This window comes from Streptomyces sp. NRRL WC-3549, from assembly GCF_000721935.1.
Taxonomy (GTDB): Bacteria; Actinomycetota; Actinomycetes; order Streptomycetales; family Streptomycetaceae; genus Streptomyces.
The window spans coordinates 25,043-44,678 of record NZ_KL585390.1 but is presented as its reverse complement, the minus strand read 5'-3'; the positions used below and the strand labels follow the sequence as shown (position 1 = coordinate 44,678).

Genomic DNA, 19,636 nt, shown 5'->3' with positions numbered 1-19,636 from the left:
CGGTCAGCCGCGCGCTGCCGGTGCTGCACAGCAGGACGGCGGCGCCGTGATCGCGGACGGCGTCCCGGCGCGCCGCCGCCATGAGGGCCATCGCCCCCATGGAATGCCCGGCGAGCACCGCCTTCCGGCCGGGCGCGAGGGTGGCCCGCAGCACCGCCTCCAGGTCGTCGGCGAGCGCCCGGGTGCTGCACCCGCCCGGACCCGCCTCCGGCGAACGCCCGTGGCCCCGCTGGTCGTAGACGACGACCCGGTGGTCGGCCGCCAGGTCGCGTATCTGCGCGGCCCAGAAATGGGTGTTGCAGGTCCAGCCGTGGGCCAGGACGACGGCGGGGGCGTCGTCGGGGCCGTACAGCTCGACGTGTATGCGCGAGCCGTCGGCGGAGGTGGCGGCCAGTTCCCGTACGGGCACGGGCGGGGCGTCCGTGCGGCGCAGCAGCCGGTTCATCGCGCGGCCTCCTCGGCCAGGGCCGCCTTCCGCGTGCCGTCCGGCACGGGGGGCCGGATCACCTCGTACTCCGCGAGGTCGACCGAGCGGGTGGCCCGCCGGAACTCGGCGGTGGTGCCGGGCCAGACGGTCGTGTTGCGGCCCATGGAGTCCAGGTACCAGCTGGTGCAGCCCCCGGTGTTCCACACGGTCCGCCGCATCCGGTCCTGCACCCGCCGGTTCCAGGCGCCCACGGCGGAGGGCCGGGCGCCGAGCGCGACACGGCCGCCGAGGACGTCCAGCTGCCGCAGGTAGTCGGCCATGTAGTTCAGCTGCGACTCGATCATGAGGATCATCGAGGAGTTCCCGAGCCCGGTGTTGGGGCCGATGATCGTCATCCAGTTGGGGAAGCCGGCGGCGCTCGCCCCGCGCAGCGACTCCATGCCGTCCTTCCAGGACTCGGCGAGCGTGATGCCCTCGGCGCCGACGACCCGGTCCGCGATCGGCATGTCCGTCACTTGGAAGCCGGTGCCGAGGACGATGACGTCCGCCTCGGTCTCCGTACCGTCCGAGGCGACGAGGGTGGAGCCGCGCACCTCGGCGAGCCCGGAGGCGATCACGTCCACGTTGGGCTCGGCGAGCGCCGGGTAGTAGACGTTGGACAGCAGGATGCGCTTGCAGCCGATGCGGTACGAGGGGGTCAGCTTGGCCCGTAGCCCCGGGTCCTTGATCGCCCGCGCCATGTTGGCCTTGGCCATGCGCTCCACGAGGCCGAGCTGGTCCGGGTGCTTGGTGAAGGCGCCCACCTGCAACTCCCGGATGCCCCACAGCAGTCCGCGGCGTGCGGTACCGGTGAAGGGGAGCGTGCGGTGCAGCCACTTCTCGGCCCCGGTGATCGCGCGGTCCATGCGCGGCATCACCCAGGGCGGGGTCCGCTGGAAGAGGGTGAGCCGGCGCGCCCGCGGCTGGATCTCCGGCACGATCTGGATGGCGGAGGCGCCGGTGCCGATCACCGCGACGCGTTGGCCCGCGAGGTCGTGGCCGTGGTCCCACCGGGCGGAGTGGAAGACCTTGCCGGGGAAGTCGGCGAGCCCCGGTATGTCGGGCAGCTTGGGGTCGGAGAGCGGGCCGGTCGCGGAGACGACGACGTCCGCGGTGAGCGTGGTGCCGTTCGCCGTCTCGATCACCCAGTGCAGCGCGTCGTTGTCCCAGCTCATGAGGGTGACCTCGTGATTGAGCCGGATGTGCGGACGCAGCCCGAAGGTGTCGGCCACCCGCTCCAGGTAGGCGCGGATGTGCTCCTGCCCGGAGAAGGTGCGCGGCCAGTCCGGGTTCGGCGCGAAGGAGAACGAGTAGAGGTGGGACGGTACGTCGCAGGCGCAGCCGGGGTAGCTGTTGTCGCGCCAGGTGCCACCGACGGAGCCGGCTCGCTCCAGGACCAGGAAGTCGGTGACGCCTTCGCGGCGGAGCCGGACCGCGGCGCCGAGGCCCCCGAATCCGGATCCGATCACCGCCACCCGTACGTGCTCGTGCTGGGCCATGCTGCCGCCTCCCCGCGGTACGTCACACGACTCTGCCAGCAATCACTGGCATGGTTGGGAGGGTAGAACAGCTCCGTACCGATGGGTAGGGGGCGTACCAAGGAAAGTTACCGGCGGTACAACATAGGGTTCAGGTGTGGCCGAAAGACGCGAGCACCGCGAGTACCGCATGGGGGAGCTGGCCGAGGAGGCCGGGATCACCGTGCGCACCCTGCGCTTCTACCGGGAGCGGGGACTCATCCAGCCGCCTCGCCGCGAGGGCCGCATCGCCTGGTACGACGACCACCACCTGGCCCGGCTGCGCACCATCACCGGCCTGCTGGAACGCGGCCACACCCTCAACGGCATCGCCGACCTCGCCGCCACCTTCGACAGCGGGCGCGACGTGGCGGAGGTGCTGGGCCTGGGCGAACCGACCGAGGAGACCCCGGTCCGCCTGACCCCGGAGCGGCTCGCGGACTACTTCGCCGACGAGGCCACCGCGGAGAACCTCGCCGCCGCCATGGAACTGGGCTACCTCGGCACGGACGGCGACGAGATCGTGCACATCAGCCGCCGCCTGCTGGAGGCGTCGTCCGAGCTGGTGCGGGCCGGGGTGCCGCTCGCCTCGGTCCTCTCGGCGGGCCGCCAGGTCCGCGAGCACGCCGACGCACTCGCCGAGCTCTGCGTCCGCGTCCTGCACACCCACACCGCGGACGCCGGCCAGGACCAACTGCGCGTCCTGGCACACGCGGTGGTGGACGCGGAACTGTCCATGGCCCTGGACCGCCGACTGCGCGACGAGGGCGGCCCGGCGGACGGGGCGCGCCGGACGGATGCGGGAGCGGACGAGGACGGCCCGGAGCGCACCCCGGCGGCCGGAAGTGAACCGGGGGAGCGCACTCCGGCGGCCGGGGGCGAACCCCGGGACCACACCCCGGCGGCCGGGGACGACCCCCGGGGCCACACCCCGGCGGCCGAAAGAGCACCCTGGGAGCACTCGCCGGGGTACGGCGCCTAACGCTCGTACGTGACGGTGACCGGCGCGTGGTCGCTCCACCGCTCGCCGTGCGTGGCGGCCCGCTCCACCCACGCCTTCACGGCGCGGTCGGCCAGCCCCTCCGTCGCGACCTGGTAGTCGATCCGCCAGCCCGCGTCGTTGTCGAACGCCCGGCCACGGTAGGACCACCACGAGTACGGCCCTTCCTGGTCCGGGTGCAGCGCACGGACCACGTCCACGTACGCCGCCTCCCCGAAGACCCGGGTGAGCCAGGCGCGCTCCTCGGGGAGGAAACCGGAGTTCTTCCTGTTGGCCTTCCAGTTCTTGAGGTCGGCCTCCTGGTGGGCGATGTTCCAGTCGCCGCACACGAGCACCTCGCGCCCCTCGGCGGCGGCACGCGCCTTGAGCCCTTCCAGGTACGGCAGGAAGGCCGCCATGAAGCGCTCCTTCTCGTCCTGGCGCTCCGTGCCGACCTCGCCGGAGGGCAGGTACAGGCTGGCGACGGTCACTCCGGGGAGGTCCACCTCCACATAGCGCCCGCTGGTGTCGAATTCCTCACTCCCGGGAACGTCGAACCCGCCGAATCCGATCTGCACGCGCTCCGGCGCATGCCGCGTATAGAGGGACACCCCCGCGCGCCCCTTGGCTGCCGCCGGGGCGTGCACGGTGTGCCAGCCGTCGGGCTCACGCACCTCTTCGGGCAGCTGCTGCGGCTCGGCACGGACTTCCTGGAGGCAGACGACATCGGCCTCGGTCTGCGCCAGCCACTCCACGAAACCCTTCTTGGCGGCGGCGCGGAGCCCGTTTACATTTACTGAAGTAACAGTCAGCATCTGGAAACAGTACCTACATCACCCCACGCATAGACGTACGATGATTCGCATGATTATCCACCCTCGCCCTTTTGACCATCCCGACGCCGTCAAACTCAACGACCAGGTGCAGCTCGAGTACGCGGAGCGCTACGGCGACGAGGGCGATCTCACACCGCTCGACCCCACCATGTTCGACCCGCCGCGCGGGCTGTACCTCCTCGCCTACGACGAGCAGGACCGCCCGGTGGCCACCGGCGGCTGGCGCAGCCAGGACGCGAACGCCGAGGGCTATGCCGACGGCGACGCCGAGATCAAGCGCATGTTCGTGATCCCCGAGGGCCGGGGCCGGGGCCTCGCCCCTGTCTCTTATACACATGGTCCTGGAGACCGGCGACCAGCAGCCGGAGGCGGTCGCCCTGTACACCTCCTGCGGCTACGAGGTCTGCACGAAGTTCGGGTACTACCGCGCATACGACAGCAGCATCTGCATGGCCAAGCCGCTGGGCCGGCGTTCTTGTTGAACGGCGCCTTCCAGGAGGGCCCGTTCAACGGAATCACGCACGGCGATCACGGCATCACTCGCATCGCGGACGACGCCGTCGTGGGGTAGCGATGACGACAGCGCATCCGACCCGGTCCGCCCCCGGAGCATGCCCGTCACCATGGCGGCACAGGCAGTGGACCCGCCCATCCCCTCCGTTCCCCGAGCCCCACCCGATCGAGCGCTTCGGCGATGGACGGGCCCGCCTCCCCGCTCGACCTTTACGAGACGAGGCATTGCCGCCGCATTCAGGCGCTCTTCCACGGTCACATTCTCAATCAGGGCGTAGGGCCTGAAGAGGCAGCCGGTGATGTCACGTCGAACAGCCGGGCTTCACACCTACCGAACCGAATGACACCCCTCCCCGCAACGGGTCAACAGTGCCTGCATTCTGCCTGTCGGGCAGACTGAAGCGGATCAGAAAACGGACTTCCCAGGGGGCCCGCTCGAACTGACGACGGGCACCCCTTCACCACGCACGATCGCCATTTCCTCATCGCGCCACAAAGTTCGGGCACCGGAATCCTTTGACAGGTTTTCGCCATGGATCAACGACAACGCTCCTCCTCATCGGCAGCAATTTCCAGAGCAACGGTCTGGAAAAGCAAAACCCTTACGCCTCGGCCGCACCGGCGAAAGCGGCAGGTGCAGGCACGTGGCGTGGGGCTCAGGCACTCCGATGAAGAGTGCACTCCCATGAGCCCGCCCCCTTCGCGCCCGCCATGGCATCACGGAGCAGGCAAAACGCATACCCGGCCCGTATGGAACCCAGCCATGCGCACTTCCGGGCACCCGCTTCAGGCCCCGTCAGTACCTCACGCGACGACAAGCCACAGTCACCCCGATACGGAATGCCTCATTCCTGGAGTGACTCGCCTCACATTCAATCCGCCCGGGCGGGCCGCCGGGTAGGGTCTCAGATCCGCAACCCGGGTTACCGAATGACACGGCTCCATGGCGGGCACCCATAGCCACCCCTCATGGCCTGAACAGGCTGGCGATTGACTTGAAAAGTGGTAGTCATTCCCTTACGGAAGTTCCCCGGGTCTGCACCATTCCAGTCTCGCCGGATTCGTCACAGCGCCGCTCGTCGAGCCGGAAGCCGGCGGGCGTGAAGTCCACGACCGCCACATGTAGCACTCCACTTCATATATGGCTGATTCCGGTGATATGGACCGTCGCCCTCGGCCTGTGGGGCCTGTCCCGGCAGAACAGTGTCTGGCGGGACGAGGCCGCGACCTGGCAAGTGGCCCAGCGGTCCACCAGCGACATCGTGCGCCTGCTGGAGCATGTCGACGTCGTGCACGGCCTCTACTACTTGTTCATGCACGGACTCTTCGAGTGCTTCGGACCTTCCACCGCAGTCCTGCGGCTGCCGTCCGTACTGGCCATAGCAGTGGGAGCCCTGTGTGTGGCTGTCATCGGCCTGCGACTGGCCGGGCCCTGGGCAGGGCTGGGGGGTGGGTTGGTGTTCGGAGTCCTCCCGGCCGTGCAGTTCTACCTCCAGGAGGGTCGGCCCTACGCCCTGGTCGCAGCCGGAGCCGGAGTCGCGACCTCACTGCTCGTGACCATGCTGCAAGGGCGACACCAGAAGCGGGGTTGGGCTGCCTACTGCTGCGCCGTGCTCATGTGCGGCTGGTTGAACTGGCTGGCGCTGCTGATTCTGCCGGCGCACCTGGTGACGCTCGTGTGGACGCGAGCCGCGCGCGGGGTCTGGGCACGCTGGGCCACCGCTTCGGCGGTCGCCATCTCGGGGACCCTGCCCCTGATCCTCTTCAGCATGAGACAGTCCGCCCAGGTGTCTTGGATACCGCCGTTGACCTGGCACATGCTGATAGGCCCCGCCGTCCTGCTGGCGGTCGGTGGGCTCGGATGCCTGCTGGCCGGACCCGGGGCGGGACGACTTTCGGTGGCGTCCGTCGGGCTGCCCCTCCTGGCAGTTCCGCAGATGGGTCTGATCGGACTCTCCCTGTTCCAGCCGCTGTTCGTGGACCGGTACATCCTGTTCAGCCTGCTCGGTCTGGCGATACTGATCGGAGGAGCCCTCGGCGCCGCGGTGCGAGTGGTCGCGCAGTGGTCACCGAAAGCATCGTTGTGGACTCTCCCGGTGATACTCGCTGTTGCCATGATCGCGCTGCTGCCGCAGTCACTGGCCAAGAGATCACCGGCGAGCAGAGTGGACGATGTCCTAGCGGCTGCCGCGCAGACCCGGCAGCTGAAGCGAGACGGAGACGGGGTGCTCTTCATACCCTCCGCGCGACGGGACACCAGGCTCGTCTCCCCCGAGGCGTTCACCGGCCTGCACGATATCGCTCTGGCAACGAGCCCCAAGGATTCCGGGACGCTGAAGGGCGAGGAGGCGATCCCTTCGCAGGTCCGGACGGCGATGCTCGCCCAACACCGGATCATCCTGATCACGGACGCCACGGGGGTGGCGAAGCCGGCACGGGGAGAGCGGGACCGAACGAAGATCGAAGTGCTGGAAAAGTACTTCACTCCGTTGTCCGACGAACAGGCCCGCGGCCGACGGGTGATCGTGTACGAGCGGCTCGTACCCGCTCCGTGACCCCGTGGCGGCGCCAACGTTTCCCGGGGCGCGGCAGGGGGCGGCCGGCGGCCTCCCGGCCGTCTTCAGGGAACCCGGGCCACACCCACGTAGAACCCGCTGCGCTCGTACACCGGCGCGGTCTGCCCCTCCCGGTACCACTCGGGCGCCGTCACCAGCCCCGGATCCACCAGCTCCAGCCCCTCGAAGAACGGCTCGACCTCGGCGCGGGTACGCATACGGAGCGCGATGGCCCCCTTCTTGTACGCGGACTCGGTCTCCTGCTTCAGCTCCGGGTGCTGGTCGGCCGTCCCGTGCGAGAGGACCAGGTGACTGCCGGACGGCAGGGCGCCGACCAGGGTACGGGTGATGCCGTAGGGGTCCTGGTCGTCGGGCAGGAAGTGCATCAGGGCGATCATGGACAGGGCCACGGGCCGGGTGAAGTCCAGGGTCCTGGCGGCCTGTTCAACAATCGCGTCGGGCTCCCGCACGTCGGCGTGGATGTAGTCGGTCATCCCCTCCGCGCTGCTGATCAGCAGCGCCTCCGCGTGCCGCAGGACGATGGGGTCGTTGTCCGCGTAGACGACCCGGGCGTGCGGTGCGACGGCCTGGACGACCTGGTGGAGGTTGGGCGAGGTCGGGATGCCGGTGCCGATGTCCAGGAACTGGTCGATCCCCTGCCCCGCCAGCCAGGCGGACGCCCGGTGCATGAACGCCCGGTTCCGGGCCGCGTTGGCCCGCGCCTCGGCCGGCAGCCTCTCGGCGACCTCCTGGTCGACCGGGTAGTTGTCCTTGCCACCGAGCAACCAGTCGTAGACGCGTGCCGGATGCGGCTTGCTGGTGTCGATGCGGGAGCTGGGTATACCGGTACCGGCCGTCACAGGACGCTCCTCCGTACGGAACCACGGGCAGTGAACGCCGCACCTGACCTGCCCGGCACCCCCAACAGCGGTCACCGGCAAGGCGGGTGAGCAGGGACAGCCTAAGGTCTGTCCGGCGAGGAGGAGTGCCGGCCCCGGGGGCGTTCAGCGTTCCGCCCGTCCCCGTGCGGGCCCGGGAGCCCGTCACCCGGAGGCCCCTCATACGTCGTGGCGGAGGAACAGCGCCCGGCCGACCGGTGCGAGCGCCCCACCAAGACCGTCTCCTCCGTAGCGCCTTCCACCGCCGGACAGCGTGACCCAACTGCTCGTCGGCGTACGCTGAAAGGCTTCGTGAAGCGTGAAGTCAGCCCCTGCCCGGGGAAGTTCCGACCACCCGAGGAAGCTCGTCGTGAATGACCTCTCCCCTGCCTCCTCCGGCACTCACGACACCCTGTTCGGTGCCATCCGGGTCCGGATAGACGGGCAGGAGCGGGTGACCGTCTCCGGGGACGACGTCCCCACCGTGGCGGCCGAGCGAGCCCTTACGGCCACGCGAAGAACTCCCTTTGGGCGGTGCACCGTTCAGGAACCGGAGTGCTCGTTGCGCATATGGTCGTCGATTCTCCGGATGATCTCGCGGAGTGCGTCGTGCGAAACCCAGGGAATCCAACGCGTCACATTGGCGGACAGCGCCGCAGGCTGCGGAAAGGTCACGAGTACCGACTGGGCCTCGGCTGCCGGTCGGGGGAACGTCTCGCTGCAGAACGGATGCTCCGCTTCGACGAAAGCCGTGACCGCATCGGACAGCGAGGGGTACTCGCCGTCATGGATCCAGTTGGCGCCGAGACGGAGAAGCTCTGGAAAGCGCGCCGCCGCCTCCCAGCCCGCCAGGGGCAGATCGGCGAATCCGGCCTCCGGTTCCTGATCGACCACCCGGATCAGGCCGGCCAGCGTGCGCAGGTACTCGTCTCCCGGAACACCGTCTCGCGCCTCGTCCAACCGTCCGGTGAACGTACGTGGGAAGAGTGCCGGGCCCTCCGACCGCAACAGGTCGGCCGTGTGGTCCAGCAGGGCCGCGACGGACACGACGGGAAGCAGCCAACGCGTCGTGTCGGCAGCACACGTGGTGCGGACGAAGCGCCTGAGCTCATCGACCAGGTTTAGGGCGCCCTGCGACTGCTGGGCGCGCAGCGCCGTCTCGACCACGCGTCGGACCGGCCCGTCGTTGAAGACGGTACCGGTGTGCGAGATCACGTCGCGATCACCTCCAGGCGCCGCCTGCCGCACGGCAGGCGGTCATGAATCATCGCAATGTCCTGCTCAACGAACTTGCGCAGCGACTGCGCCCGACACACACGCCGGCGGTGGAAGATCGCCGGCCTCGTGCCCCTCGGCGAACGCCACAAGGCGTTCCGACTCCTGATCGCAGTGCTCACGATCGCCGACGCACGGCACCGCGAGCGCTACTGTCCAGGCGGATGCGGTCACTGGTGGCACACGATGTCCGGCGCAGGCCGATCGCTGACGCCGGACTCCCAGCAGTAATCATCGAGCGCCCCTGAAACGACGGGATCCCGCCCGATCTTTCGATCGGACGGGATCTCGTGTGTGCGGTGGGGCGTTCACGAGTAGGTCTGACCTGCGGCGATGCCAGGTCTTCACACCCTCTTTCCCGCGAACCGCATGACCACTTCCCGAATCGCCATGTCCACAACAAACACATCACCCGCACGCCGCACCAAGTTGGCTATTTGATTAGCCACAAGAAAGCCTTCGAACATGGGATACCTGCCAGCTCCACGATTGCACCGCATCGCGAAGGTCATCGCGATCGACCTCACTCACCGCATCGCCCTGCTGCCCCCAGAGGCCGGTCACCCGAAGTGGACTCTCCCTCAGCGCCCGGCCCTGCTGGGCGACAACTACACAGACACCGCATACCGACTCTGTCGCGACCTCTTCCCCGTGCGTCCGATGAGAATCGGCACAGTCACTGGCCACCGCTGGGCTTCCGCCCCCGAACGCGCCACCTTGCGGAGGGAGGAGCGCTTTCACATCGTCCGAGTCGCTGCGGGGTCAGCTGATGAAATCTCGGGCAGGAACATCTTCTGGACTCCCCGAGCCGCCCTCGACCTCTGGCTGGACCACCCCGAGGTCGAGACCGTGAAGGTCCTCACCGACGGCTACCTTGACGGCTGGCTTCCAGACGGACCGATCACTTTGGACTAACATGTCATCGGGTCTGCTGCACCTTCAGGTGACAGTGACTTGCCCCGCATGTGCTCGGCCATCGACCAGCCGACCACGCGCCTTGAATGCATTTCGATGACCGTGGCCAGGTACAACCAGTCGTTCCTGACCGGCTAGTACGTGATGTTTCCGAACCAGCGGACATCCGTCCTCGGCTCGGTGAAGTCCCGGCCCACCAGGCCCGGGGCCTTCGGCGCCCGTGCGTACTGGACGGTGGTGCGCTTGCCTTTCCGCAGGTGGCGGGCGGTGATCCCGGCGGCCCGCATCAGCCTCGCCAACCGCTTGTGGTTCACCACCGGACTGGATTCCCGCAGCTCACGCGTGATCCGAGGAACGCCGTAGGCGCCCTTGGTCTCGATGTAAATACTGCGGATCTGCTCGGTCAGCACCGCCTCCGCCGCCGCACCGAGCGCACCAGCCAGGTCCCGCCCGTGGCACCCTAGGTACGCGAAACCGATCACCGCCACCTACCGACAGTCACCTGTCAGCCTGCGACATAGTCGTCATCCTGAAGCCGCACCGCGCCCTTCATCCGCACCGTGCACTCATCCGGCGCCTCCGCCACGACTCGGCCGCGGCACGCCACGAAGCGGCGATCTCACGCCTCGCCCCAGAGGCGGAGATCGTCTACTTGCGTGGTCGCCGCGCTTCCCGTCGGTGGCTCATCCGCCTCACAGGCACCCCCAACCCTTGGTAGAGAGGCCAAGCTCAGCTACTCGCGACCCTCACCGCCCACCTTGTTCATCCAGATGATGCGGTTCTCGAAACCACCCCGCTCGGCGGCCTTGCTCGCGCGAAGGCGTTCCAGATCGTCCAGAGTCATGCCTAGATTGCGCGCAAGCGCTTGAACTACTTCAAGTACATCGGCGAGCTCTTCCTTGGCAATCTCGCCGTCTGCCTGAAGGAACTCGTCAGTCTCCTCGCTCAGCTTGTCACGCAGCCGTTGCCGATACTCCGACGCATCGGCGACGTACGAAACCGGCTCTTCGCCGTTCCTGCGGATGATCTCCGGGATCCGGTCCCGTACGAGCTTCCCGCCCGCCCTCATCAGGAACACCCTTTCAAGATCATCGAATCTCCCGCCCCTGCATCAGCTCCCAGGGCCCGGTCTGGACGATCCTGACCTCGTCGAAGTACTTGAGCCACTCAGCAATGTTCTCAGCCGCGCGCTGCGCGACCTCCTCCTCGCAGCCATCCGCCTCCATGATCGACCGCTGAAGGTCCACCTGGTTGAGGCTCCCCGTCCTCGCGAGCGCGGCGACTTCGGCGAGCTCGTAGAGGCGGGTCCGTACAGCCGAGGAAAAGGCTGTCTCGTCCAAGCCGGGCGAGATGTCCAGATGCGCCAGGTCCCGTACAACGCCAGCAAGAATCTCATGCGGGAAATCGCACTTCAGCCCGCGATAGACCCTGGAGAGGCGAGCCGGCATGCGCGTTTCCGGACGCCACCGTGTGGGGGTCGAATCCACCTCGTCCACGAGGACCACAAGATCCGGCCGGTCCTCATCGTTAGCGAGGAGGTTCGCCTGCTCTCGAAGGCGCCGCCCCATCTCTGCATCTGCCGGCACGGCTGTCCGCTGAACCTGGTCAAGGACCAACCTCACCTCCGGATGATCGGCGGGTACCTCGACGAGCACTTCGAGGTTCTTCGGAATCCTCCGCCCGGTCGCCCGCCCCGTCAGGTTGGCCGACCCCACGAGGCAGCGATCATCCGCCACGTACACCTTCGCATGGAGGTCGTGGCAGAGCACGATGGAGACACGAGGGTCCCGCTCTGCGACCTCCGCGATCTCCGGATCGGAGACACCGGCCGCAATCTCCATGACTGCCCAGCGGGTCACGCAGAGCAGTTCGACATCTCGATCACCGAGGGCAGCAACAGCCGCAACGAACACTTCCTTCTTGATGAAGGGCGCCACCAGCACGACACGTTCGCTCGCCGAGCTCAACAGCTCGTGAAGCTGCCCCCAGACGTAACCCGGTCTCACTCATCGTCCTCTTCGTCGACCGTAAAGAACTCCCTGGCCATGCGACCCCAGTCCTGCCGGAAGCTCTTGATGCGCTCCTTCGTGCGCGGCTGCGTCGTCTCATCCTCGAAGCGCGCCCAGGAGAACAGCAGCAACTTGAAGGCGCTCGAAGCCCGCTCCAGTCTGTCCTTGAGCTCGCTCGGGCTGGAGTCCTGATACTCATCGTCCAGAACTGCCACCAGGTCGTCGTAGACCGGGTGGTCCATGTTCAACGAAACCTGAAGCACGCCGCCGTAGTACTTGATGTTGAAGAACGCAGGTGAATCAGGGGAACGGCTGGTGATCAGCCGGACATGGCGGTTCTGCGCCATGGTCTCGGCGACCATCCGTTCTGCGTCAAGAGGCGTGTACTCATGCTCCTTGACCAAGTCGTCGATCTGTTCCTGCCGACTCTCTTCGGCCGTCTTCTGATCCTCCAGCAAGTCCGTCTCGCTGGGGCTGGCTTCCTCACGCCTGCGCCTTACAGCCTGCTCGGCCTGCTTCTCAGCCGACTCATGGCGGCTACGCGCCTTCCGCGTACCTCGAGTCTGCTGCTTCAGCTCGTCCCTCAGCAGCTTGAGAAGCTTGTCCCGCACGTGGAAGACGATCTCCATCAGCGGTACACGGCCGTCCCCCTCCTCCTTCAGCAGCTCCTTGAACTCCAGCTGGGTGAGCCCTTCTCCTTCCTCCTCCCAGTTGAAGTGCGAGAGGGCCGTGAACTTCGTGGCTGACTGCTTGTTGTTCGTCACGCCGAAGACTTCGTCGAGCTGAGGCGGAAAGTCGATCTCGATTCCCCACCACCGCTCCACCGGATCGGACGTGCTGGTCCAGCCGTTGTCCAGGTCCAGCTCACGGTCCGCCCGCATGAGCGAGATACCGAGATTCCGGGCTGCGTGCTTGCCCCAGAGAGTTCGACCAGGATCCAGCGTCGGAGTGACGTCCTCCGGCCAGGGCTCATCCTCGATATCCGAGCGGCGAGCAGCGTCCGTAGCGATCGAGGCTCGGACTGTGACCGGATACGACTTACCGTCAACTCCCTTGACCATGAACTCTTCGACGCCGATCTCTCCCACGGACCCTGCGCCGATCGGCCTGAACATCGGCTTTGTATCGAACGGTGCAGGGGTGGATGACTTCGGCGTCAAGTACAGCGGATCGTTAGGCAGAGCGTCGGCAGCCCCAGGGAGCTCTTCCCCTCCACGGACCGGGACCAGACGGATCCGGCACCGCCCATCCGTGATGTACCTGCGATAGATCCGGCCAATGAGCCATTCGGTGTGCTTCAGCGTTGTGGCCGTGCCGATCCACTGAACGCGGTCGAGATCGGTCCAGAGGACCAAGGTTCCGGACGTCCCGAGCCCTTGGCTCAACTTCTGCCACTCCTGCGGAACTGCTTTCAGCGCCGGCTCCGGAACCTGCGCGTCGGTGCCGTCGATCCTGTGCAGATCGAGGTACGTGTGGAGTGCGTTCTCAGGACCGTTCTGCCACGACCACACGTCCACGCGAGTGCACTGGGACATGCTGGAGTTGGGGAGGCCCACGCCGAAACGCCCTATGCCCTTGCGCTCCTGGCGGCTTCCCACGCCGAACCGGAGCGACCTCCGAAGCGTCTCCCGATCCATACCGGTGCCGTTGTCCATCACCGCGATCTTCGCGATCGGGTAGCGCGATCGTTCCGTGGGCTTCTCAGTCGCCTCTACGGTGAAGAGTTCAACGACGTCCGCCTTCGCTTCGATGCCGTTGTCGATCAGCTCGGCGATGGCGTGCGCGGTGGATTTGTACCCACTGTCTCGCATCGCCTTGACCGTCATGTCCGCGCTGACAATCGGGTAGCTGTCGACATCGATCATCTGCTGCTCCACACGTCCTCCCAGTTGGTAAACGCATCTGCCACATCGCCAAACCCCGGAAGATCAGGGTCAATTACGGTCACAACTTCGCACGTCGAGGTACCGCCGGCCTTCGGCCCGCGGATCACCCTCCCCACCATCTGGCTATACAACACCAGAGAGGTTGTAGGACGTGCGATAACAGCAGCGCTGGCAGCCGGAGCATCAAACCCGGTCGTCAGCACTCCAAAGTTCGACAGCACCATGGGGCGGTTCGACTTCCCCTTGAACCGAGCGATCACCTTCGCTCTGTGCTGCTTAGAAGAGTCGGCGGTCACCTGCTCCGCATCGATACCGAGAGCAGACAGCGTGGACACCAACAGTCGGCTGTGCTCCACCGAGGCCGCGAATAGCAAGATCCTCGAGTGCTCCTTCGACAGCTCAAGCACCGTCCGTACGACTTGCAGGTTCCACTGCGCGCTCGTCGACAGTTGAGCCATCAGCTTCTCGGGGATGTCGAACGCATCCACCAACGCGTGCCAGTCGCTTCTGCTCAACTTCATGCCGGAGTCGGCAGCGACGGTCCGGAAGGTAGGACGAGCCAGGTAACCGTCCTCGATCAAGGCGCTGACCGGGTTGTCGTGCCCCTCGAGTTCCAGCATGACCTTGTGTCGAGCGAAGAACTCAGACAGCCGCTTGTCCTCCTCGACGTTTGCCCAGGTCCGACCAGGAGTCGCGGTCAGTCCCAGCAGGCTTGAGTCCCGGCGAAGCGTCAGTGCATCCGTGACCCTGCTGTATGTCGGCGCGATGGCCTGATGCGCCTCATCGAAAACAGTCAGGGTCGTCTTCAGTGCCAAGCGGTCGAGAAAGTCTCGGTCCTTCTTGATCGCGGCGACCGCCTTGTCGAGCCCCAGGACCACGATCCCGTCGGTGACCCCTGTCAGATCAGCTGCTGCGTCCCCCCACATCCGGGCCACGTGCACATCCCTGTTCCCGAGGGTTGCCCACGCTCGCTCGAATTCCGAAGCGGCTTGCTCTAGAAGCTCGTTCCCGCGCGCCAGCCACACAACGAGTGTCGGTTCGCGTGATCGCAAATGATCACTGATCATGTTCATCGCCGTCCGGGTCTTCCCTACCCCAGTCGGTAGGTGGAGGACGACCCGCCGCTCATCCGCGTACAACCGCTCGCTAGCTCGTGCCGCCGCGCGACGCTGATGCGAGAAGAGCGCGTAGCCCGCCTCTGCCGTACCCCGCACTGCAGGAGGAGCCTTCGGCGCTCGTTCGACAATCAAGCCCAGAAAACCCAAAAGGGTCCTGCGCTGTTCCGCCGTCCAATCGCACTTCCGCAGGAACGTCGCAGCTCGACCAGACCCCTTCCACCCCAGCCTTCCTGCAAGCTCATCCGTTTTGCCACCCGGCAAAATATCCAGAAACTCTTGCCGCTTATCGACATCGGACAAAATCTGCTCAGGGGATACAGCCGCCGCCGCTACCGACCGAAGCATTGCCTCGTCGGCATCCCCACCACTCAGAAGGTCAAGGAGCGTGCACGCCTCCTCACCGAGAAGGCCGCGTACGTAATCAAGGGAGGCCGCATCTAGGACGCGCGCGAATGCGATGCCGGGTGAACTCATCCCGCTTCAGCTCCCTCGCGCCTCAGCCGAGGCGCTTCCGCGCCTCTCGCGTCCCCACCTTGCACTTGCCGACTCTCCACCACGCCGTGCTGTCCGATCCTTGTTGCCGCCGTGACTCGGGTCACAACGTGCGATCCACAGTAGAGGCCACCACTGACAACGGGCCGAAGATCGCCGATTCAGGCTTCACCGGGCGCACATCCGCCCTGATCAGAAGCTCACGAACAAAAGAGAACACTCTTCGATGCGAGATGCTCACGCAGCGCTAGTGCCTGCACTACCTGCGGCGTGCCGGTCCCACTAGCCCCGAAGGTTCGTTAGGATCGCAGGACGCTCCTGGTGGAACCTGAGCTACCGGTCGAGAACGCCCACCAGGACGAGCGGCATAAGGAGCGAATCACGACGAGTGGGGGCATTTCATGGAACCTGATGCGATCGAGTCGCGGTCGGCGTACCTCGACTACAACGCCACAGCTCCCATGCGCCCGGCAGCACTCGCAGCGATGAACGAAGCGCTCAGCGCCGTAGGCAATGCCTCCAGCGTCCACCATCACGGCCGCAGTGCCGCAGGCAGGGTCGACCGAGCACGCCGAAGCCTCGCAGATCTACTGGGTTGCTCCCCTGGCGAGATCATCTTCACCTCTGGCGCCACCGAGGCCAACAACCTTGCCTTGCACGCCGCTCACACCGGGCAGCAGGTAATCGTCACCTCCGCCGTCGAGCACCCGGCCGTGCTGGAGACCGCACGAGCTCTCACTTGCGGCGCCTCAGACTCCCTCACCATCTTGCCTGTAGACCGACAAGGCCAACTCGACACAGAGGCGTTCAAAGCCTCGTTCCTGGGGCGAGACGTATCCCTCGTCTCGCTGATGCTCGCGAACAACGAGACCGGCGTGATCACCGACCTCAGTCCGATGATCGAGGCCGCCCATTCGGCTGGAGCCCTGATTCACACGGACGCGACACAGTACGTCGGCAAGCTCCCCCTTGACCTGGGGGTGCTCAACGTCGACCTGATGTCGCTCTCCGCGCACAAATTCGGGGGCCCGCAAGGCGTCGGTGCACTGTTCATCCGGCGTGGTATCCGGCTGCCACAGCGCCCCCTGACCTTCGGCGGCGGTCACGAGCGTGGCTGGCGTGCCGGCACTCTCAACGTTCCCGGCATCACCGGCCTGGGGGCTGCCGCCGAGGCCGCCAACCGAGATCTCCTTGAGGACGCCTCCCGCAGCACCAAGCTGCGAGACCTCCTGGAAGGCGAGCTACTTGCCCGTCTTCCTGGTAGCTATGTCAACGGCGCCGGAGCGCCCCGGCTACCCGGCGTAACAAGCATCACTTTCCCCGGCGCTCCCGCCGACGCGGTACTTTCTTCCATGCCGGATGTGGCCGCCTCCGACGGCAGCGCCTGCGCTGCGGGCGCTCCAAGCCCAAGTCATGTTCTTGTCGCCATGGGCCTCAGCCGCGAAGACGCCGATGCCACGATCCGTTTTTCGCTGGGCTATTCCACAACGGAACAAGAGGTCCGTCGGGCCGTGGCCTCCACAGCGCAGGCCGTCACACATGTCCAAGCGCTCATGAGTGCCACCGCCGGCCCTTGACCGGACTTTCCAAAACTTCTTATCCACACTTCGCAATGAAGGGCTCGACTGTAATGCCAGAAGGCCGCCTCTCCGACGTCGTCGGACTCAAATTCAACCGCCACGAAAGCTTCCCCCCGCGCTTCGGCTGGCTGCACAAGGCATACCTTCAGGTCAAGCAGGACGAGATGCTCTTCCATGCTCCAGACGCTCTTGTGCGTCTCGGTGTGGGTAAGAACATGGTCTATTCGATGCGTTACTGGTCGCAGGCTTTCAAGCTGACCCATGAATACCGCAGTGCCGAGAACCAGTCACGTTCCCTCGCAGCCGCACCGACCTGGCGTGCCCGGTGGCTCCTGGACGAGGACGGGGCCGATCCCTACCTTGAGGACACCGGCAGCCTGTGGCTGCTGCACTGGTGGCTCGTCTCGGGCAGCGAGGAAGCTCCCTGCCTTGCCCCGAGCTGGTACACGATGTTCCACCTCGCTCCGCTGGCCCGCGTCACGATCGATGAGATGACCGCACTCATTACGCGCGAGGTGCACGAAAGCTTCGAGCGTGAGCAGTGGCCGGCGGCTGAGTCCGTCACCCGCGATGCCGAGTGCTTCATCAAGATGTACGCACCCGACCCCGACGCGAACCCCCTGTCCCCGGGCAGCTTCGAGGACTCGCTCCTCTGCCCCTTCCGCGAGCTCGGCCTGCTGGAGTACCAGGGAGGGCGCGGTAAGGAGCGCACCTACCGCTTCACCAGCGGCATCCGCCCCAGCCTCCCGCCTCGCGTCCTCTTGTACGCCTGCCTTGACTATGCCGCGCGCTTCTCGCGCAGGCCGGCTTCCATCTCATTGGCCCGGCTCGCCAACGAGCCTGGAGCACCCGGGCTCGCCTTCCGAATGCGTGAACCTGAGCTCGCGCGGTCGATCGAAGCGCTCGTCGAGAAGCACCCGCAGCTGGAGATCGTCGAGTCTCTCGGACAGCGGAGTCTGCGTTTCGCGGACAATCCCGAGACTCTCGCCTGGGACATTCTCGACGAGCAGTACGGCCGCGTACGTGACCGCGACGGCTTCCCGACCCCTGAGGAGTGGATGCGGGAGAAGCCGGGCCTGAAGAAGGCCACGGATGACGCTGAGACCGCCCAGGAGCTGTTCCCCCTGCAGGCTGACAAGAACGAGGAGCTCGCGTGACCACGGCCACCCAGCCTTCTGCTCGCACCAGGGCGAAGCACACTGGTGCCCAGATCCCCGCCGGGATCAGCTTCGTTGGCACGGAGTTCCGCTCCACCAACCTCGAACGCGACGTATACGACGCGGACCTGCATTCCCCGTACGTCGGTGTACGCGCGTTCGACGTTCTCGACCGCGTGGGCAACGCTCTGGGCGACCTCAAGCGCTCCCGCGCATGGTCCTTCACCGGACCGTACGGGTCCGGCAAGTCGACGCTCTCCAACTTGATCGACGCTCTGCTCGGTCACGACACGAACCGCAGAGCCGCTGCTCACGAGGCCGTTTCGGCAATGCACCCAGCACTTGCGCAGGAGATCGCCGAGAACCGGGATACCCACCCTGGCGACGGCTTCCTGGGCGCAGTCACCACGGCTCGTCGTGAGCCGCTGGCGGTTACCGTCCACCGGGCACTCCAGACTGCGGTGGAACGTAAGTGGAAGAAGCGTGTTCCGAAGGACATCGCGTCCGTCATGGCTGCCTGCGCTGAGACGGACGTCCCGACTACGGACAGCCTGCTGAATGCCGTCACCACGCTGTGCGGCAGGGCACCGCTTCTACTGATCATCGATGAGTTCGGCAAGACGCTGGAACACCTGGTGTCCGTCGAGGCGAACAGGAAGAACGCCGACAGCGACGTCTTCCTGCTCCAACTCCTCGCGGAGAAGGGTGCCGGAGCAAAGGGCCTCCCGCTCTACATCTTCACCCTGCAGCACCTGGCGTTCAGTGACTACACCTCTCGGTCGAACTCGGTCCAGACCCAGGAATGGGCCAAGATCCAGGGCCGTTTCGAGGACGTCACCTTCGCCCCGAACCTCGGTGACGCGCTCTACCTTCTTCAGCGGAAGTTGGACCACTCCGCCTTGCCGGAGCAGAGCCACAAGTTGATCAAGGCGCAGGCTCAGGCCGCCCACGGAATCTGGCGTCACCAGTCGCTGCACTCGGTGGTCGATGTCTCCGTAGAGTCATTCGCCAACCTGTACCCGCTGCACCCGCTCACTGCAGTTGCCGCGCCGCTCATGGCATCTCAGATCGGCCAGAACGACCGCAGCCTCAGCGGTTTCCTCGTCAACGACGAACCGTTCACCGTGCGGCGCAGCTTGGACACGTTCGCGGCCAGCTCTCCGGAACGAGCCTCAACGCTGCGCATTCCGCAGCTGTACGACTTCTTCTTCTCTGCCGGGCGGACCACGATTCTCGCCTCTTCCAAGGCGAGCCGCTGGCTGGAGATCAACACCCGGCTCGAAGAGGCTAACGGCCTCCCGGAAGAAGACCAGTCGCTCCTCAAGGCCATCGGCGTCCTGAACCTCATCGACGCGGACGGCATGCTGCGGGCGACGCCAGCGATGATTCAGTTCGCGCTGAACGACCCGATCGACGCTACCGACGTCAACCGCTTCGAGCAGCTGAAGAAGCGGCTGGGG

Annotated in this window: 15 protein-coding genes and 3 pseudogenes; 8 read left to right on the top strand and 10 right to left on the bottom strand. The window is 66.2% G+C overall.

Annotation, left to right across the window (positions count from 1 at the left end):
- Window positions 1-445, bottom strand: a 445-nt coding sequence (locus IH13_RS0108340) for an alpha/beta fold hydrolase (protein WP_031082461.1), incomplete at its 3' end; no start/stop codon positions are given.
- Complete coding sequence (locus tag IH13_RS0108335) at window positions 442-1,965, bottom strand: flavin-containing monooxygenase (RefSeq protein ID WP_031082458.1); 1,524 nt, start codon at window positions 1,963-1,965, stop codon at window positions 442-444. The genes IH13_RS0108335 and IH13_RS0108340, both read right to left, overlap by 4 nt.
- Window positions 1,966-2,134: 169 nt before the next feature.
- Here IH13_RS0108335 and IH13_RS36985 point away from each other — a divergent pair.
- A pseudogene (locus IH13_RS36985) lies at window positions 2,135-2,755 on the top strand (MerR family transcriptional regulator); the annotation flags it as partial.
- A 206-nt stretch (window positions 2,756-2,961) separates the two neighbouring features.
- Here the strand turns inward: IH13_RS36985 and IH13_RS0108325 are convergent.
- Window positions 2,962-3,777 carry an exodeoxyribonuclease III gene (locus tag IH13_RS0108325; protein ID WP_031082454.1) on the bottom strand — a complete coding sequence of 272 codons (816 nt, stop codon included), beginning with the start codon at window positions 3,775-3,777 and terminating at the stop codon, window positions 2,962-2,964.
- Window positions 3,778-3,826: 49 nt separating this feature from the next.
- Here IH13_RS0108325 and IH13_RS36980 point away from each other — a divergent pair.
- Together IH13_RS36980 and IH13_RS0108315 are read left to right on the top strand one after the other, a co-directional pair.
- Window positions 3,827-4,280, top strand: a pseudogene (locus IH13_RS36980) (GNAT family N-acetyltransferase).
- A 1,131-nt stretch (window positions 4,281-5,411) separates the two neighbouring features.
- Window positions 5,412-6,866 (top strand): glycosyltransferase family 39 protein, encoded by a 1,455-nt coding sequence (locus IH13_RS0108315; RefSeq protein ID WP_037841001.1) that lies wholly within the window; start codon window positions 5,412-5,414, stop codon window positions 6,864-6,866.
- Between the two features lie 65 nt (window positions 6,867-6,931).
- On the opposite strand, the gene IH13_RS0108310 is transcribed toward IH13_RS0108315, so the two are convergent.
- Complete coding sequence (locus IH13_RS0108310; protein ID WP_031082450.1) at window positions 6,932-7,726, bottom strand: SAM-dependent methyltransferase; 795 nt, start codon at window positions 7,724-7,726, stop codon at window positions 6,932-6,934.
- A 561-nt stretch (window positions 7,727-8,287) separates the two neighbouring features.
- Window positions 8,288-8,959: a hypothetical protein gene (locus IH13_RS0108305; RefSeq protein ID WP_031082449.1), complete on the bottom strand. Its 672-nt coding sequence runs from the start codon at window positions 8,957-8,959 to the stop codon at window positions 8,288-8,290.
- 57 nt (window positions 8,960-9,016) lie between these two features.
- Here IH13_RS0108305 and IH13_RS44465 point away from each other — a divergent pair, with 57 nt between their 5' ends.
- Entirely contained in the window at window positions 9,017-9,250 is a 234-nt protein-coding gene (locus tag IH13_RS44465; RefSeq protein WP_234433250.1) for a DUF5958 family protein, read from the top strand.
- A 234-nt stretch (window positions 9,251-9,484) separates the two neighbouring features.
- Window positions 9,485-9,934 (top strand): hypothetical protein, encoded by a 450-nt coding sequence (locus tag IH13_RS0108295; RefSeq protein ID WP_158791104.1) that lies wholly within the window; start codon window positions 9,485-9,487, stop codon window positions 9,932-9,934.
- Window positions 9,935-10,068: 134 nt separating this feature from the next.
- On the opposite strand, the gene IH13_RS36975 is transcribed toward IH13_RS0108295, so the two are convergent.
- The 5 genes from IH13_RS36975 to IH13_RS0108270 all read right to left on the bottom strand — a co-directional run bounded on the left by IH13_RS36975 (window position 10,069) and on the right by IH13_RS0108270 (window position 15,421).
- On the bottom strand, window positions 10,069-10,422 hold the full coding sequence (locus tag IH13_RS36975; protein WP_051835796.1) for an IS3 family transposase: 354 nt from the start codon (window positions 10,420-10,422) through the stop codon (window positions 10,069-10,071).
- Between the two features lie 245 nt (window positions 10,423-10,667).
- A complete protein-coding gene (locus tag IH13_RS0108285) occupies window positions 10,668-11,003 on the bottom strand; it encodes a nucleoside triphosphate pyrophosphohydrolase (protein WP_031082445.1) in 336 nt (111 codons plus the stop codon).
- Between the two features lie 19 nt (window positions 11,004-11,022).
- Window positions 11,023-11,940 (bottom strand): phospholipase D family protein, encoded by a 918-nt coding sequence (locus IH13_RS0108280; RefSeq protein ID WP_031082443.1) that lies wholly within the window; start codon window positions 11,938-11,940, stop codon window positions 11,023-11,025.
- Window positions 11,937-13,820 (bottom strand): ATP-binding protein, encoded by a 1,884-nt coding sequence (locus IH13_RS0108275; protein WP_234433249.1) that lies wholly within the window; start codon window positions 13,818-13,820, stop codon window positions 11,937-11,939. Before IH13_RS0108275 ends, IH13_RS0108280 begins: the two co-directional genes overlap by 4 nt.
- Window positions 13,805-15,421 (bottom strand): DEAD/DEAH box helicase, encoded by a 1,617-nt coding sequence (locus IH13_RS0108270; RefSeq protein WP_031082439.1) that lies wholly within the window; start codon window positions 15,419-15,421, stop codon window positions 13,805-13,807. Before IH13_RS0108270 ends, IH13_RS0108275 begins: the two co-directional genes overlap by 16 nt.
- Window positions 15,422-15,840: 419 nt before the next feature.
- On the opposite strand from IH13_RS0108270, the gene IH13_RS0108265 reads away from it, so the two are divergent.
- From IH13_RS0108265 to IH13_RS0108255, 3 genes and pseudogenes are all read left to right on the top strand, one after another.
- Window positions 15,841-17,016 carry a cysteine desulfurase family protein gene (locus IH13_RS0108265; protein WP_031082438.1) on the top strand — a complete coding sequence of 392 codons (1,176 nt, stop codon included), beginning with the start codon at window positions 15,841-15,843 and terminating at the stop codon, window positions 17,014-17,016.
- Between the two features lie 35 nt (window positions 17,017-17,051).
- Window positions 17,052-18,176: a DUF4007 family protein gene (locus IH13_RS0108260; protein ID WP_229823722.1), complete on the top strand. Its 1,125-nt coding sequence runs from the start codon at window positions 17,052-17,054 to the stop codon at window positions 18,174-18,176.
- Window positions 18,173-19,636, top strand: a pseudogene (locus tag IH13_RS0108255) (ATP-binding protein); the annotation flags it as partial. The gene IH13_RS0108260 and the pseudogene IH13_RS0108255, both read left to right, overlap by 4 nt.